At 60.7% G+C, this 15,604-nt stretch carries 13 protein-coding genes and 1 riboswitch; of the genes, 5 read left to right on the top strand and 8 right to left on the bottom strand.

Features of this window, described 5'->3' with window-relative positions; genetic code table 11:
* Positions 1–180: 180 nt before the first annotated feature.
* The 4 genes from ACXR0M_RS11635 to ACXR0M_RS11620 all read right to left on the bottom strand — a co-directional run bounded on the left by ACXR0M_RS11635 (position 181) and on the right by ACXR0M_RS11620 (position 6,392).
* On the bottom strand, positions 181–1,545 hold the full coding sequence (locus tag ACXR0M_RS11635; RefSeq protein WP_458832027.1) for a DUF1329 domain-containing protein: 1,365 nt from the start codon (positions 1,543–1,545) through the stop codon (positions 181–183).
* Between the two features lie 29 nt (positions 1,546–1,574).
* On the bottom strand, positions 1,575–3,464 hold the full coding sequence (locus tag ACXR0M_RS11630) for a DUF1302 domain-containing protein (protein WP_458832026.1): 1,890 nt from the start codon (positions 3,462–3,464) through the stop codon (positions 1,575–1,577).
* Positions 3,465–3,801: 337 nt separating this feature from the next.
* Positions 3,802–5,484 (bottom strand): fatty acid--CoA ligase, encoded by a 1,683-nt coding sequence (locus ACXR0M_RS11625; protein ID WP_458832025.1) that lies wholly within the window; start codon positions 5,482–5,484, stop codon positions 3,802–3,804.
* 278 nt (positions 5,485–5,762) lie between these two features.
* Complete coding sequence (locus ACXR0M_RS11620) at positions 5,763–6,392, bottom strand: LysE family translocator (protein WP_458832024.1); 630 nt, start codon at positions 6,390–6,392, stop codon at positions 5,763–5,765.
* A gap of 303 nt (positions 6,393–6,695) precedes the next feature.
* On the opposite strand from ACXR0M_RS11620, the gene ACXR0M_RS11615 reads away from it, so the two are divergent.
* The 3 genes from ACXR0M_RS11615 to ACXR0M_RS11605 all read left to right on the top strand — a co-directional run bounded on the left by ACXR0M_RS11615 (position 6,696) and on the right by ACXR0M_RS11605 (position 9,529).
* Complete coding sequence (locus tag ACXR0M_RS11615) at positions 6,696–7,661, top strand: 2-hydroxyacid dehydrogenase (protein WP_458832023.1); 966 nt, start codon at positions 6,696–6,698, stop codon at positions 7,659–7,661.
* Between the two features lie 32 nt (positions 7,662–7,693).
* Positions 7,694–8,692 carry a methyltransferase gene (locus ACXR0M_RS11610; protein ID WP_458832022.1) on the top strand — a complete coding sequence of 333 codons (999 nt, stop codon included), beginning with the start codon at positions 7,694–7,696 and terminating at the stop codon, positions 8,690–8,692.
* Between the two features lie 39 nt (positions 8,693–8,731).
* A riboswitch (yybP-ykoY riboswitch) is annotated at positions 8,732–8,856 on the top strand.
* A gap of 88 nt (positions 8,857–8,944) precedes the next feature.
* Positions 8,945–9,529, top strand: coding sequence for a TMEM165/GDT1 family protein (locus tag ACXR0M_RS11605; protein ID WP_458832021.1), 585 nt, complete (start codon positions 8,945–8,947; stop codon positions 9,527–9,529).
* Between the two features lie 170 nt (positions 9,530–9,699).
* Here the strand turns inward: ACXR0M_RS11605 and ACXR0M_RS11600 are convergent, their stop codons facing one another.
* Positions 9,700–10,518, bottom strand: coding sequence for a M48 family metallopeptidase (locus ACXR0M_RS11600; protein ID WP_027612207.1), 819 nt, complete (start codon positions 10,516–10,518; stop codon positions 9,700–9,702).
* A gap of 263 nt (positions 10,519–10,781) precedes the next feature.
* Between ACXR0M_RS11600 and ACXR0M_RS11595 the strand changes: the two genes are divergently transcribed.
* Entirely contained in the window at positions 10,782–12,923 is a 2,142-nt protein-coding gene (locus ACXR0M_RS11595) for a methyl-accepting chemotaxis protein (protein WP_458832020.1), read from the top strand.
* Between the two features lie 220 nt (positions 12,924–13,143).
* On the opposite strand, the gene ACXR0M_RS11590 is transcribed toward ACXR0M_RS11595, so the two are convergent.
* From ACXR0M_RS11590 to ACXR0M_RS11580, 3 genes are read right to left on the bottom strand one after another with little or no spacing between them, the layout of a single operon-like run.
* Positions 13,144–13,767: an SOS response-associated peptidase gene (locus ACXR0M_RS11590; RefSeq protein WP_458832019.1), complete on the bottom strand. Its 624-nt coding sequence runs from the start codon at positions 13,765–13,767 to the stop codon at positions 13,144–13,146.
* Between the two features lie 36 nt (positions 13,768–13,803).
* Positions 13,804–14,064 carry a putative signal transducing protein gene (locus ACXR0M_RS11585; protein ID WP_458832018.1) on the bottom strand — a complete coding sequence of 87 codons (261 nt, stop codon included), beginning with the start codon at positions 14,062–14,064 and terminating at the stop codon, positions 13,804–13,806.
* 9 nt (positions 14,065–14,073) lie between these two features.
* Positions 14,074–14,256 (bottom strand): CPXCG motif-containing cysteine-rich protein, encoded by a 183-nt coding sequence (locus ACXR0M_RS11580; protein WP_020799766.1) that lies wholly within the window; start codon positions 14,254–14,256, stop codon positions 14,074–14,076.
* Between the two features lie 138 nt (positions 14,257–14,394).
* On the opposite strand from ACXR0M_RS11580, the gene ACXR0M_RS11575 reads away from it, so the two are divergent.
* The gene (locus ACXR0M_RS11575; RefSeq protein ID WP_458832017.1) at positions 14,395–15,561 is read left to right on the top strand and encodes a 1-acyl-sn-glycerol-3-phosphate acyltransferase; all 1,167 of its coding nucleotides are present in this window, start codon (positions 14,395–14,397) and stop codon (positions 15,559–15,561) included.
* The last annotated feature ends 43 nt before the right edge of the window (positions 15,562–15,604 follow it).

Here is a 15,604-nt window from a genome sequence, read left to right as displayed (position 1 = left end):
GAGCAAAGATGTCGGACGGCCAACACTGGGCGACGCCCTCCTCTAGGAGCCGCCGCAGGTTGCGATTTTTCAGGATCAAAAGATCGCAGCCTGCGGCAGCTCCTACACAAATCGCATCCTCGAAAAAACGCCCCGAACCAGTCGGGGCGTTTTTTCGAGGATGCGGCCTCGGGTTACAACTTAGCGGATACCGTCCTGGCCCAGGTTGCCCGGCTGGAATTCGCTCTTGCTGGCAGCGAAGCCGAAGTCATACGCGGATTTCTCCTCGTTCTTCATGCCCAGTGCCAGATAACGGCCCGATTGCAGGTCATACAGGGTTTCCAGCGCGTACCACGGCACTTGCTTGTCGTAGTAGTCCTCGGCGTGCGCCTCGGCAACGCGCCACAGCTGACCGCGACCGTCGTAATGGTCGATAACCGCTGCCTGCCAGGTGTCTTCGTCAATGTAGAAGTCACGCTTGGCGTAGATGTGCCGCTGACCCGGCTTCAGGGTTGCCACCACGTGCCAGACCCGACGCAGTTCGTAACGCGCCAGATCCTGATTGATGTGGCCGGCCTTGATGATGTCGGCGTACTTCAGGGTTGGCGAATCGATCTTGTAGCTGTTGTTGGCAATGTACATCTCTTTCTTGCCTTCAAGCTTCCAGTCATAACGATCCGGTGCACCGTTGTACATGTCGAGGTTGTCGGAGGTACGCAGACCGTCCGCCGCTGTGCCCGGACCGTCATACGACACTTGCGGTGCCTGACGTACGCGACGCTGGCCGGTGGCGTAGACCCACGCCTTGCGCGGCTCCTTCACCTGGTCGAGGGTTTCGTGCACCAGCAGCACGGTCCCGGCCAGACGTGCCGGCGCGGTCACTTTCTGCTTGAAGTAGAACAGGATATTGCCCGGGTTGGCCGGATCGTAGTCCTTCATCTTGTCACGGAACACGAACTGGTCCTGGAAATACACCAGGCTGAACGAGCCGTTGGTTTGCGGGGTCGCCTGAGTCACCAGCCGGGTCACGCTGCCACCGCGATAGCGGGTGATGTGGTTCCAGATGACTTCCAGACCGTCTTTCGGGATCGGGAACGGCACGGCAGTCTGGAAGTTCTCCAGACCGTTGCCACCGGCCACCAGCGTGGTGGTGGTGGCGTTTTTCCGGATGGCGGCGAACACGTCATCCGGCACGGTGGCGCCGCGATGGGACGGATAAACCGGCATCTTGAACGTGTCCGGGTAGCGCTTGAACATCGCGTACTGGCCCGGAGCAAGTTTGTCTTTGTACTTGTCGACGTCTTTGGCGGTGATGGTGAACAGCGGTTGCTCGCTGGCGTATGGATTGGACAGGAAACCCTTGCTGTCGACCGTACCGGCATTCTTCGCCAACGGTTTCCAGGCCGGGATCGAACCGTCGGCGTTACCGGCCATTTCGGCGCCCATCGGGGTCAGGCTCTTGCCCAGCTTGTCGGCTTCGGCAGCGGGTACGGCGGCCATGACGCTGGTCGCCAGCAACGACAAGCCCAGAACACCGGCGTGGAACAGACTCTTTGTTATTTTCATATGTATGTTCGTCCTGAATAAAACTTTGCTTAGAAGTTCACGCCAACGCTGAGGGCCACGAAATCACGGTCATCCACGGTGGTGTAGTCGCCACCGAAGAAGTTGGTGTAGGCCAGGCTCGCGGTATAGGTGTTCTGGTATTCGGCATCCAGACCCAGGCTGATCGCCTTGCGACCTTCCTCGAAGTTGCCGCCAGGGCCTGGCGAGTAACCTTTCACGTCGTGCGACCAGGCCACGTTCGGCTTGAGGTTCACACCGGCGAACACGTCGCTGTAATCCCAGATCGCCCGAGCGCGATAGCCCCACGAGGTCGACGTGGTGAAACCGTCGTTGTTGCAGTTGCTGGAAACGTTATCGCGCGAAGCCCCTGGACCGGCACCGTTGATGGTGGAGGTGTTGAGGATCTGCGAGCAGGTGTTGAGACCACCTGTGGCCGGCAGCTCACCCGGGCCGAACACCGGATCGCGGCCATAGCGCGCTTCGGATTTGCTTTCCAGGCCACCGACGTGGGTCACGCCGACTTCGCCTACCAGGGTCAGGCGGTTGGCGCCCATCACCTGATCGAAGAAGTGCGTCAGGGTGGTTTGCAGTTGGGTGATTTCTTTACGGTTGTAACCGTGCAGGTCCTGGCCTGGCACGCCGTTGAGCACTGACGCATTGCTCAGCGTGCCACCCAGCGGACGCACGCCGGCGAACAGGATGTCGGTGGAGTTCAGTTGCACCGGCGCATTCGGCCGGTAGCTGACCTCACCGCTCCACGCGGTACCGGTAGGCAGGGTGGTGGAGAAGCTCAGGCCGTACAGACGAATGTCTTCAGGATATTCGATGAAGTATTGCGAGTTACCCGCAACCACCAGCGGCCCCAACGCGCGGAAAGGGCCAGGCAAGGCGGCCACGCCGTTATAGATCGACTGCGGCGCGCCAGTGGCGCTGAAGATCGGCGCACGGCTGTGGTAGTTCATGAAGTAGGCGCCGAACTCGGTGGCCAGCGGATCGAACATGTACTTGGCGGATACGCCCCACTGCCCGCTGTCACGCGCATTGCGGTTCGGCGCGCGGCGCACCAGGACACCTTCTTCGTCGACATCGACGCCGGCGTTGGCCAATGGGCCGAGGGCAATCGCCGGAATGGTCGAACGCTTGTTCAGTACCCGCAGGTTGTCGTCGCAACCGGTGGTGACGATGTCCGGCTGCGAGAAGAACGTGCCGCAGTTGTCGGTCACGGTTTTCTGCCAGTCGATCTGATAGAAACCTTCGGCCGAGAGGTTTTCGGTGAGGCTCTGCGATACGTAGAACATGTTGACCGGGATCAGGCCTTCCTTGATCTCGGCGCCCGGACGGCGGAAGGCGGAGACGTCGATCGGGTTGATCGAGTTGATGCCGCCGCCGATGAAGGTACTTTCGCCCCAGTTCACCACCTGCTTGCCCAGACGCACCGAACCCGGCTCATCGGCAATCGAGTAGTTGTGGTAAACGAAGGCGTCGAGGATCTGCCCGCCGGAGGAACGCGCCGCGACATCGCGGTTGTGGTTGCTGACGTCCTTGTATTCCAGGTCCTGGTTCTGCAGCGCGAAGTCGTACCAGTATTTGCCCCGGACGAAGACCCCGGTGTCACCGTATTTCAATTCGAGGTCATGGATGCCCTTGAAGATCTTCGAGAAGGCTTGCCCGCTCTTGAAGTTCAGGTGGCCGTTGTCGGAGGTCTGGGACAGGCCCTTGCCGCCGTTGTTGACACCAATAAGGTCCTTGTTCGGCTGCTGAGTCGAGATACTCATGCCCAGGGAGAGCGAAGAGTCGAACTGACCTTCGATTTCACCGACGTTGAAACTGACGCCGAATGCGGGCCCGGCGAGCGTAGAGGCAAGACTGACGGCCAGAGGCAGTTTAGCCCGGCGCCAGAACTGGTTTACTGATGTCATCGACGCTACTCCATGTGCATTATTGTTATGGCATTGAGTACTTTTAAAAACGCCTGGAAGACCGGGAGCCAGTAGCTGCCCGACGTCACTCCAAAATTGCATCGCCCCGTGTCGTGCGTGTGCCCCGTTCTTAAAAATCCTTGAGCGGACTATAGCCAGCAGGTGGTACTGCTTGATCCCTCTAAAGTGTGATTTGCAGCTGCCGGCCACTCTGGAACAGTCCTTTCGCCAGTCCGACACATGTCGGCCTCGCAAGGATGGCTGAAAATTCGGATTTAACAAGCCAAGCGCTTGCTTGGTGGGTCTGGCGCGCCATTTTCGGCGCGCCAGCAGACGCTCAGAGCGTCGAAAGGAAGGTGCTGTTGTTGGTCTGCCATTCAGTGATGTCGAGGCGAATGCGCTTCTTGTCGAGCTTGCCGACACTGGTCTTGGGAATTTCCGTAACAAGGGCAATCTGACTCGGAATCGCCCACTTGCTCAGATGCCCCAATTCCACGAACGGCTTGAGGTGCTCCTTGAGTTCGCGCGCGCCGATTTCGTGCCCTTCGCGGATCACCAGCAGCGCAAACGGTCGCTCGCCCCACTGCGGATCGGCAATGCCCACCACTGCTACTTCACGTACCGCGACGTGACGGCTGATCAGGTCTTCGAGGTCCAGCGAGGAGATCCATTCGCCGCCGGTCTTGATCACGTCCTTGATCCGGTCGCGGATATCGATCACACCCATGCTGTCGAGGGTGGCCACATCGCCGGTGTGCAGCCAGCCGCCGGCCCACAGCTCGGCGCCCTTCTGCGGCTCATTGAAATAACCTTCGGTGAGCCACGGCGCACGCAGCACCAGTTCACCCTGGGTTTCACCGTCGGCGGGGAGGAAGTTACCTTCGCTGTCGACGATCGCTGCTTCCACCAGCGGCCCCGGCACCCCGGCCTTGATCCGGTAAGTGGTGCGCTCGTCTTCGCTGCCGGCCATCAACTCGTCGTTGAGGTGCGCACAGGAGACCAGTGGCCCGGTCTCCGACATGCCGTACGCCGCCGTCAGCTGAATACCGCGGGTCTTGGCGGTTTCATACAGGGTGCGGTTGAGCGCGCTGCCGCCAATGACAATTTTCCAGCCACCAAAATCGGTGCCCTGCGCGCCTTTGGCGTTGAGCAGCATTTGCAGGATAGTCGGCACGCAGTGGGAGAACGTGACCTTCTCCTTGCGCCACAGCTCGACCAGCAATTCCGGGTCGTAGCGCCCCGGGTAAACCTGCTTGAGCCCGAGCATGGTCGCCACGTACGGCAGCCCCCAGGCATGCACATGAAACATCGGGGTGATCGGCATGTACACGTCGTTGGTGCCGAGCAGGCGCACGCTGTCGATCGCGCCCATGATGGTCGCCACGCCCATGGTGTGCAGCACCAGTTGCCGATGGGTGAAGTACACGCCCTTCGGGTTGCCGGTGGTGCCGGTGGTGTAGAACGTGGTGGCGACCGAGTTTTCGTCGAAGTCCTGGAAGTCGTACTGCGCACTCGCGGCGGCCAGCAGTTGCTCGTACTCGCCGACCAGGTTCGGCAGCTCGGCGGTTTTTTCCGGCAGATCGGTCAGCAGCAGGGTTTTCTCCACCGTGGTCAGGTGCGGCGCGATGGCCTGGTACAGCCCGACGAACTCGCTGTTGACCAGCACGAAGCGGTCCTCGGCGTGGTTCATGGTGTAGAGAATCTGCTCCGGCGACAGGCGCACGTTGATGGTGTGAATCACCGCGCCAATCATCGGGATGGCGAACATGCATTCCAGGTAGCGATGGCTGTCCCAGTCCATCACCGCCACGGTGTCACCCCCCTTCACGCCGGCCGCCGTCAACACGTTGGCCAGCCGCGCCACGCGCTCGATCAGCGTTGGATAGCTGTAGCGCAACTGGTCTCGGTAGATGATCTCGCGGGTTTTCTCGTAACGGGCGCCAGACATCAGCAGCCGTTTGATCAGCAATGGATACTGGTAGGCCCCATCGGCCGGGGGAATGACGCGAGTCTGCAACATATGAATCCCTTTTCTGGCTGCACGGTGTTGGCGTAGAGAGCGTAACTCTAGAGCGGTTATACCCCAGCCAAATCAGCCAAAGGAATGATTTGCAGAGCCGTACAAATGCTAGCTTTGCGCCAGCATTTGCCGGTATTCAACACCCGATCAACCCTCAGCAAACTGAGCGAACTCCTGTAGGAGCTGCCGCAGGCTGCGATCTTTTGATCTTGTTTTTGAACATCAAAGTCAAAAGATCACAGCCTTCGGCAGCTCCTACAGGGGGCGGTGGGGTTTGCTCAGTGCATTTCGGTGAAGGCGAGCTTTACGCCGATGGCGATCAGCACCGCGCCCATGGTGCGGTCGAACCAGTGGCCCATGCGGGCGAAACCGGCGCGCACGCGCTGTTGACTGAACAGCATCGCCACCAGACAGAACCAGGTCGCCGTGGCCAGCGCCAGATAAACCCCGTACCCGGCCTGCACCGTCAGCGGGGTGTGCGGGTTGATCACCACGGTGAACAGCGAGAGGAAGAACAGCGTGGCTTTCGGGTTCAGGCCATTGGTGACGAAGCCCGAGGTGAAGGCGCCACGCGCGGTGCGGACACCAGCTTCCTTGTGCAGATCGTCAGTGACGGGTTTCGCCGGTTGCGCACGCAAGGCCTTGAAGCCGATGTACAGCAGGTAAGCGGCGGCGGCCCATTTCAAGGCGTTGAACAGCACGATCGATTGCGACACGATCAGGCCGATGCCCAGCAGCGAATACCCGACGTGGAGGAAAATCGCCGAGCCCACGCCCAGCGCCGTCCAGGTGCCGGCGCGGCGACCATGGGTCACGCTCTCGCGCACCACCACGGCAAAGTCCGGGCCGGGGCTGGCCACGGCCAACAGATGGATCAGTGCAACGGTCAAGAACTCGGTCCAGTACATGAGGGTTCCTCTGGGGCAGCTTGGTCAAAAACAAATGCGCGGCTAACTCTAACTTGTGGCGAGGGGATTTATCCCCGTTCGGCTGCGCAGCAGTCGTAAATTCAGTGCATGCGGTGTAACTGTTTCGACGCGTTTACCAGTTCAGGGTGCACTTCGCGCACCATCGGGGATAAATCCCCTCGCCACAGAGTTATCCACATTGCGATGCATCGCATCAGACTTTTGTGCTCTGCCTATCCAATTGTTTCATCTGGTAGGCTCGGCAGATTACGCCTTCCGTCCATCGCACAAAAGGTACAGTTGATGAGCAACCCGCGCCGCGCCGTATTCCTCGACCACCCTTCCCTGGATCTCGGCGATCTCGACCTCAGCCCGTTGCGTGCCTGCTTCAGCGATCTGCAGCTGTTCGCCCAGACCTTGCCCGAACAGGTCAGCGAACGTCTGCAAGGCGCCACGGTGGCGATCACCAACAAGGTCCGCATCGACGCCGCCGCGATGGCCGCCAATCCTGATCTGCAACTGATTCTGATCACTGCCACCGGGACCAACAACGTCGATCTGGACGCGGCCCGCTCGCACGGCATCACCGTGTGCAATTGCCAGGGTTACGGTACGCCGTCGGTGGCGCAGCACACGATCATGTTGCTGCTCAACCTCGCCACACGCCTCGCGGATTACCAGAAAGCCATCGGCGAAGGTCGCTGGCAGCAGGCGAAACAGTTCTGTCTGCTGGACTATCCGATCGTTGAACTGGAAGGCAAAACCCTCGGCCTGCTCGGGCACGGCGAGCTCGGTGGTGCGGTCGCGCGACTGGCCGAAGCGTTTGGCATGCGTGTGCTGCTTGGGCAGATTCCCGGCCGTCCGGCCCGCGCGGACCGTTTGCCGCTGAACGAGTTGCTGCCGCAGATCGACGCCCTGACTTTGCACTGCCCCCTCAACGAACACACCCGGCATTTCATCGGTGCCCGCGAACTGGCGGCGATGAAACCCGGCGCCTTTGTGGTCAACACCGCCCGTGGTGGCTTGATCGACGAACAGGCGCTGGCCGATGCCTTGCGCAACGGTCACCTCGGCGGCGCGGCCACCGATGTGCTAAGCGTCGAACCGCCGGTCAATGGCAATCCGCTGCTGGCCACCGACATTCCGCGACTAATCGTCACCCCGCACAACGCCTGGGGCAGCCGCGAGGCGCGGCAACGCATCGTCGGCCAATTGACTGAAAACGCGCAGGCGTTCTTCAGCGGTAAAGCGCTGCGGGTCGTCAGTTGATAAACTGCGGCACTTTTTTTCAAGGAGCAGTTATGGATCCGCGCAGTGAAGTACTGCTTCGTCAGGCCGAGTTATTCCAGGGTTCGCTGTTGCTGGCCGGGTTGCCCGCCGACGATTTGCTCGGGCGTCTGCCGAATGCCTTCGGCTGGTGCTGGCACGCTGGCGATCAGGCGGCACTCGATGCACGCTTCGAAGGTCGCAGCCATTTCGGTGTGAACGTGCCGGAGCGCGAGTTCGATAGCGCCGTGGTGTTCTTGCCCAAGTCCAAGGACCTGACCGACTACATTCTCAACGCCGTGGCCGCGCGTCTGGCAGGGCGTGAGGTGTTTCTGGTCGGAGAAAAACGCAGCGGTATCGAAGGCGCTTCGAAACAGCTCAACCCGTTCGGTAAACCACGCAAACTCGACAGCGCGCGTCATTGCCAACTGTGGCAGGTCACCGTGGCCAATGCGCCTGCAGCCAAATCGCTGGAAAGCCTGGCGCAAACCTATGAACTGCCACTGGCCGAAGGCCCGTTGAAAGTCATCAGCCTGCCAGGTGTGTTCAGCCATGGTCGACTGGATCGCGGCAGCGCCCTGCTCCTGGAACACCTGGACAAATTGCCAAGCGGACATCTGCTGGATTTCGGTTGTGGCGCCGGCGTGTTGGGCGCTGCGGTCAAGCGTCGCTATCCGCATAACCAGGTGACCTTGCTCGACGTCGATGCCTTCGCCGCCGCCAGCAGTCGTCTGACCCTGGCAGCCAACGGTCTGGAAGCGGAAGTGCTGACCGGCGACGGCATCGATGCCGCGCCAATGGGTTTGAACGCGATTCTGAGCAACCCGCCGTTCCATGTCGGCGTGCACACCGACTATTTCGCCACCGAGAACTTGCTGCGAAAAGCGGCAAAACATCTGAAAAACGGCGGCGAACTGCGACTGGTGGCAAACAGTTTCCTGAAGTATCAGCCGCTGATCGAAGAGCATCTGGGCGTGTGCGCGATCAAGGCCGAGGGCAACGGTTTCCGGATTTACCGGGCCAAGCGTGGTTGAAAATTAGCACTTGCCGAATGGGTTCTGCCTAGGCAGAATCCGCTCCGTCCTAGGGGAGTAGTCTCCCACGAGCGCCAAGCTCGTCCGGCATACGTCAACATACTTGATCCTCAGATCATGGCGTATGCGACCCACGCGTCCGCAGCAGACGGATCGCAGGGTTTGACAAGACCTATGACACGCACACCTTACCCGGGGCGGGAAGGCTGTACGTGTCATAGCCGTGTCGACCCGCCCCTTAGGAAAATCCTGATGCTGGACTCGTTACTCGTTCCCACCGCAATCGTTGCCTTGGCCGAAATCGGCGACAAGACGCAACTGCTCGCGCTGATTCTCGCCGCTCGCTTTCGTAAACCCTGGCCGATCATCGCCGGTATCGTTGCCGCGACCCTGGCCAACCATGCGGCGGCCGGTGCGGTAGGCGCGTGGTTCGGCAGTTTCTTCTCCGATTCGGTGCTGCACTGGATTCTCGCCGCGAGCTTCACCGCCACCGCGCTGTGGACCCTGGTTCCGGACAAGATGGACGACGAAGAAGCCAGCACCGCCCGCAAGTTCGGGCCATTCTTGACCACGCTGATTGCGTTTTTCCTCGCGGAAATCGGCGACAAGACGCAGATCGCCACCGTGATGCTGGCGGCGCAATACCCTGAATTGTGGCTGGTGATTATCGGCACCACGGCGGGCATGCTGATTGCCAACGTGCCGGTGGTCTTGGCGGGTAACTTTGCGGCAGACAAACTGCCATTGACCTTGATCCGTCGCCTCGCGGCTTCGGCATTCATGATTCTGGCAATCGTTGCGGTGTACAAGGCGATGCAGAGCAGTGGTTGGGTTTAACCGTCATCTGGTGGAATTCTAATGTGGCGAGGGGATTTATCCCCGTTGGGCTGCGAAGCGGCCCCAAGATCTATGCACGCGATATGCCTGACACACCGAAGTAGCAGTCCTGGGGGTGCTTCGCGCCCCATCGGGGATAAATCCCCTCGCCACAAATAGCCCTGATCTTTTTAAGATTTCGGGGCTTTTTCGTACAGCGGCATCACCTTCGGAATCGCCGCCTGCAACGAGGCGATCCGGCTGGACGAGGCCGGGTGGGTGCTCATGAATTCCGGCGGTGCACCTTCCGAGGCCTTGCTCATCTTGTTCCACAAGGTGATCGCCGCGTTCGGGTTGTAGCCGGCGCGCGCGGCCAGTTCGAGGCCGATCAGGTCAGCTTCGTTTTCGTTGGCGCGGCTGTTGGGCAAGGTCATGCCGTAGTTGGCGACGGTGTCGGCCAGCGCCAGGCTGTCCTGACCCAGACCGAGCAACGCGCCGGCGCCCTGCTTGGCCATCTCGATCCCGTAAGCCTTGGACATCGCTTCACGACCGTGCTCGCGCAGGGCGTGGGCGATTTCATGGCCCATCACCGCAGCGATCTCATCGTCGGTCAGTTTCAGGCTGTCGATCAGTCCGGTGTAGAAAATGATCTTGCCGCCAGGGCCGCAGTTGGCGTTGAGCTCATCGCTCTTGATCAGGTTGACCTCCCACTGCCATTGCGCGGCATCCGGGCGGAAGTTCGGCGCCTGGGCGATCAGCCGGTTGGCAATCGCCTGCACCCGCTTGGCTTCCGGGCTGGTCTTGTCCAGCACACCCTTGCTCGACGCTTCGCCAACGGTCTTCTGATAGGACTGGGCATACATCTGGTCGACCTCTTGCGAGGACAGCATGCTGAACATGTACTGCTTGCGCTCCACACCCACGGCGCCGCCGCTGGTGGTGTTGACCGACTGACAACCGGCCAGCAGCAACGCTGCGCTCAGTGCACTCACAACCAATGTCTTGTTCATTCAAAAGCTCCCTGAAAACATGCCGCGTATCGTAGGGGGTGAATTGTATCGGCGCCAGATACAACAGACGTGTTGCAGCGTCTTTCCGACGTTTCCCACCGCCGTTGTCGTGAAAAATTCACAGCGACCGCCAAGCGACTTGCCAGTGCGTCGCGCACCGATCCATTTGCGACATCTGCCGCCCTTTGCGCCGCCCGCCGCTCATGGCGCGCGGCCGGCGGCCGATACAACAACGCAGACGTCCTCTTGCGTGCGGAGCTCCCATGAAGTTCAAGTCGATCCAGTTTTCCGTCGCCGCCCTGGCCGGCGCCATCGTCCTCAGCGTGGTCGCCGCGCTGGTGTTGTATGCGCTGTTCTCCGGCGCGCGTACGCAAGAGATGGTGCAGCAGCGCACCCAGGCGCAGTTCGAGCAAGTCATCGAGCAACGCCTGACCTCGCTGGCGCAGACCCAGGTCAGCCAGATTCAGCGCGAACTCGAAGCGCCGCTGCTGATTGCCGGTGGTCTGGTGCGGGTCAACGCCCTGCTCGGCACGCCCGGTGCCGATGGCCAGCCGCGCCTGAGCCTCAGCCGCGAGCAATTGATCAGCCTGATCAAAGAGAACGTCGAAAAGAACCCGAAGATTCTCGGCACCTACATCGGCTGGGAAAAAAACGCGCTGGACCACAATGACGCGGCCTACGTCGGCACCAGCGTGGTCGGCATCAACGCCGCCGACGGGCGCTTCCTGCCCTGGTGGTTCCGCAATGACGACGGCACCCTCGGCGTGGACAAACTGGTGGACGTCGACGACCAGAAACTCCTGTCCACTGGCGTACGCGCCAGCGAGTACTACCTGTGCTCGAAGGAAAGCAAAAAGCCCTGCGTGATCGATCCGGCGCCATACAAGGTCGGCGACAAGATCGTCATGCTCGCCTCGTTCATTGAACCGATCATGGTCAACGGCGCCTTCCAGGGCATCGTTGGCGCCGACCTGTCGGTGAACTTCATTCAGGAAATGCTCGTCGCTGCCAACCAGAAGCTGTACAGCGGCGCCGGGCAAATGGCCCTGATCGGCGGCAACGGGCGGATCGTTGCCTACACCAAGGACACCAGCAAATTCGGCGAGAAGGTCAGCGACATTCTCGACGCCGGGCAGATCGCCAACATGGCCAGCCTCAAGCGCGGCGAGGTCACTTATTCGGTCAACAAGGACAAGGACCGCATCGAGTTGTACCTGCCATTCGGCATCGGTCAGACCGAGGCGCGCTGGACCTTGATGCTGCAGCTGCCATTGCACGCGGTGATGGCGGATCTGCAGAAACTTCAGGCCGATCTGGATGACCAGCGCAAATCCGACACCTTCGGCATGGCCATGGTCGGTCTGATCATCGCCGGCATCGGTCTGCTGGTGATCTGGCTGGTGGGTCACGGCATCGCCCGACCGCTGAAGCAGATGGTCGCCATGCTCGATGACATTGCCAAAGGTGAAGGCGACCTGACCCGTCGTTTGACCAGTGATCGCAGCGATGAACTGGGTTCGATTGCCAAGGGCTTCAACACCTTCCTCGCCAAGTTGCAGGCGATGATCACCCAGGTGGTGACGTCGGTGCAGAGCGTCAGCGATTCTTCCGAACACACGGCCGATATCGCGATTCGCACCAACATCGGCATCCAGAAACAGATGGCCGAGATCGATCAGGTCGCCACCGCCGTGCAGGAAATGACCGCGACCGCGCAAGACGTGGCACGTAATGCCACCCAGGCCGCGCAAGCCGCCAGCCATGCAGACCAGGCTGCCGGCCAGGGCATGCAGATTGTCCGCGACACGTCGAATTCGATTGGCGTGCTGGCGGTGGAAATCGGCAAGGCCGTGGAAGTGGTGCAGACCCTGGCCAAGGACAGCGAGAACATCAACGCAATCCTCACCGCGATTCGCGGCATCGCCGAGCAGACCAACCTGTTGGCACTGAACGCGGCAATCGAAGCGGCACGGGCCGGCGAACAGGGTCGCGGTTTTGCGGTGGTGGCGGACGAAGTGCGCAATCTGGCGCAGAAGACCCAGAAAGCTACCGAAGAAATCCAGAGCATGATCCAGCAACTGCAACAGGGCACCCGCGATGTGGTGCGGGTCATGGAAGACAGCCAGAACCGCACCGACGAAAGCGTACAGCACGCGGCGAAAGCCGCCGAAGCGCTGGAGACGATTACTCAGGCGGTATCGGTGATCAACGACATGAACACGCAGATCGCCAGCGCGGCGGAAGAACAGAGCGCGGTGGCCGATGACATCAACCGCAACGTGATCAATATCGGTCAGGTGGCCAGTGAAGTGGCGGGCGGCGCGGATGAATCGAGTTCGGCGAGTGCCGGTCTGACCAGGCTGGCAGAGCAGCAGCGGCGGTTGATCAATCAGTTCAAGGTCTGAAAAGCGAAAAGCCCCTCACCCTAACCCTCTCCCTGAGGGAGAGGGGACTGATTGGGGGATATTGGCGATATACGCCGACCTGGAAGTATTTCAGCGAATCCATAATCGCCATTATTTTTCAGGTCGATGCATCGCGGGAGACAACTCGGTCGGTCCCCTCTCCCTCCGGGAGAGGGTTAGGCGGGCGGCGTTCCGATGAGGGGCTTTTGATCTACAAGCTTTAACCCGGAGTCAAGCACTCCGGCCCGTTGAGCTTCGGATCATTCACCAGATTGGCCAACGCCCGCTCGCGCAATGCCGCCGGTTCACTGGCGAGCAAACCCTGCAGCACATGCAGCGGCGTCTCGGGATCGAGCCAGGCCGCCTGCCCCGCTTCATCGAGAATCAGCGGCCGGCGCTGACTGGCCGCTGGTTGGGTGATCACCGCCGTGCTCAGCCACACCTGCTCCTGCACCGGATACGCTTCCCAGATCGCCGCGAAAAACAGCGAAGAGCCCTCCCCCGGCGTCAACCAGTACGGGCGTTTGCGTACGGTGCCGCGCCATTCGTAGAAACCGTTGGCCGGCAACAGGCAGCGGCGCAGACGCAAGGCTTCACGGAACATCGGCTGCTCGGCCACGGTTTCCGCCCGGGCATGCGCCGGTGTCTTCGACAGATCGGTCAGCCATGGCGGCGTCAGACCCCAACGGGCACGGGCCAGCGTGCGTTGGCCGTCGGCCTCGGCGCGCAGCATCAACACCGAATCATTGGGGGAAATGTTCCACTGCGCCTGCTGATCGGCGGGAAATCCGGGCAGGGCCGCAAAATCGCGGTTCCAGCGAAACAGGGCATAACGTCCACACATGGGGCAACACGACTCAGAAGTAAAACGAACGCCAGCCTAACAGACCAGCGTCCCGGGGAAGCTCTCCGGTTCATCGCCGGGCAGCGGCAGCGCGGCATTGTACGCGGTGATCAGTTCGCGGGCGTATTCGGCCTGATCGTTATCGACCGACAGACCAAGCAGGCCAAAAATCGGCAGCTCACCCGTTCCGCCGAGCAAATCGCGGCCCACCAGGTGCGCTTCGATGCCCTCGCTGGCGAGCATGCTCTTGAGCATCTCGCCTTCCATCAGGTTTTCCGGCTCGTAGATTCGCTGCATGGGCGGCCCTCACTCGTTCTCGCTGAACACTTCCAGAAACCAGTCCTCGCCGTGCACCTGCAAAACAAAGGTGATCGGCCGGCAACACACCTGACAGTCCTCGATGTAGGTCTGGTCGCCACCGGACAAGTCCACCGTCGTCTCCACCTCTTCGCCACAATACGGACATTCATACAGTGCGCTTTCCAGCATCGCGGTCTCCCAGGTGACTTGTGCGTATAATCGCCGGTCTATTTGCAGGGCTATTTTTGTCTGGCTACTTTTCAGACCGTGCCCCGCTGTTTTTCGATCAAAACCTTTACTTACCCTAGCCGTTTCCAACAAGAGAGCATGATGGGCGAATTCGATGCCATCCGACCTTACGACGACAGCGAAGTACCTGCGGTACTGGCCAGACTGCTCGGCGACAAGGCGTTTCTAGATATCCTCACCCACTTCCGCTTCCCGCGTTTTGCCGGTGCCTTCGGCTGGATGCTCAAACCACTTATAGCGCATCGGCTGCGCCGTGAGTTCGCCGGTGTCAATTCGGTGGCCACGCTGCAGGACAAGGTCGAGTTCTACGTCGACCACACTATCGAGCGCGCCACCGACGGCGTGACCTACACCGGGGTCGAGCAATTCAAGTCCGGCAGCGCCTACCTGTTTATCGCCAACCACCGCGACATCGTGATGGACCCGGCCTTCGTCAACTACGCCGTGTACCACGCCGGTCTGCCGACTCCGCGCATCGCGATTGGCGACAACCTGCTGCAGAAACCGTTCGTCAGCGACCTGATGCGCCTGAACAAAAGCTTTATCGTGCACCGCTCGATCACCGGGCGCCGCGAGAAAATGGCTGCGTATCAGCTGCTGTCGGCGTACATCAACCACTCGATCCGCAACGATTGCGCCTCGATCTGGATCGCTCAGGCAGAGGGCCGCGCCAAGGACGGCGACGACCGTACCGAATCGGCGATCCTCAAGATGTTCCACATGAGCCGCAAGGACGAGCCGTTCGGCGAAGTCATCCAGTCGCTGAACCTGACGCCGGTGTCGATCAGTTACGAATACGACCCGTGCGATCAGGCCAAGGCCCGCGAGCTGTATATCCGCGCCACCACCGGCACCTACGCCAAGGCGCCGGGCGAGGATGACGTGAGCATCGCCAAGGGCATCACCGGCTACAAGGGCCGGGTGCACGTGAACTTTGCGGCGCCGATCACCGAGTTGTTCGAGGACACCAAGCAATTGGCCACCGAGATGGACAAGCAGATTCTGGGTGGCTATCGCCTGTTCCCGGTGCATTACCTGGCTTACGCGCAGTGGGCCGATGCCGACCCGCAGTTGAACGTGCCGAAAGCCGCCGACGTGTTCCCGGCCGAGGAGTTGGCCAAGGCGCAGGAAGAATGGCAACGAAGATTGGACGCCTGTCCTGAGGAGCACCGTCCGTATCTGGTGCTGCAATATGCGACGCCGGTGCGTAATCAGTACCGGGTCAAGGCGGGGTTGCCGCTGTAACACGATGGCAAGATCAAAAGATCGCAGCCTGCGGCAGCTCCTA

This window comes from Pseudomonas sp. Eth.TT006, assembly GCF_054456575.1.
The sequence above is the reverse complement of the archived record's forward strand: the minus strand, read 5'-3'. Positions and strand labels throughout refer to the sequence as shown.

Excerpts from the sequence above, each read along its gene's own strand:
- ACXR0M_RS11635 (WP_458832027.1), bottom strand. The coding sequence starts at position 1,545 with ATGAAAATAACAAAGAGTCTGTTCCACGCCGGTGTTCTGGGCTTGTCG.
- ACXR0M_RS11630 (WP_458832026.1), bottom strand. The coding sequence starts at position 3,464 with ATGACATCAGTAAACCAGTTCTGGCGCCGGGCTAAACTGCCTCTGGCC.
- ACXR0M_RS11625 (WP_458832025.1), bottom strand. The coding sequence starts at position 5,484 with ATGTTGCAGACTCGCGTCATTCCCCCGGCCGATGGGGCCTACCAGTAT.
- ACXR0M_RS11620 (WP_458832024.1), bottom strand. The coding sequence starts at position 6,392 with ATGTACTGGACCGAGTTCTTGACCGTTGCACTGATCCATCTGTTGGCC.
- ACXR0M_RS11615 (WP_458832023.1), top strand. The coding sequence starts at position 6,696 with ATGAGCAACCCGCGCCGCGCCGTATTCCTCGACCACCCTTCCCTGGAT.
- ACXR0M_RS11610 (WP_458832022.1), top strand. The coding sequence starts at position 7,694 with ATGGATCCGCGCAGTGAAGTACTGCTTCGTCAGGCCGAGTTATTCCAG.
- ACXR0M_RS11605 (WP_458832021.1), top strand. The coding sequence starts at position 8,945 with ATGCTGGACTCGTTACTCGTTCCCACCGCAATCGTTGCCTTGGCCGAA.
- ACXR0M_RS11600 (WP_027612207.1), bottom strand. The coding sequence starts at position 10,518 with ATGAACAAGACATTGGTTGTGAGTGCACTGAGCGCAGCGTTGCTGCTG.
- ACXR0M_RS11595 (WP_458832020.1), top strand. The coding sequence starts at position 10,782 with ATGAAGTTCAAGTCGATCCAGTTTTCCGTCGCCGCCCTGGCCGGCGCC.
- ACXR0M_RS11590 (WP_458832019.1), bottom strand. The coding sequence starts at position 13,767 with ATGTGTGGACGTTATGCCCTGTTTCGCTGGAACCGCGATTTTGCGGCC.
- ACXR0M_RS11585 (WP_458832018.1), bottom strand. The coding sequence starts at position 14,064 with ATGCAGCGAATCTACGAGCCGGAAAACCTGATGGAAGGCGAGATGCTC.
- ACXR0M_RS11580 (WP_020799766.1), bottom strand. The coding sequence starts at position 14,256 with ATGCTGGAAAGCGCACTGTATGAATGTCCGTATTGTGGCGAAGAGGTG.
- ACXR0M_RS11575 (WP_458832017.1), top strand. The coding sequence starts at position 14,395 with ATGATGGGCGAATTCGATGCCATCCGACCTTACGACGACAGCGAAGTA.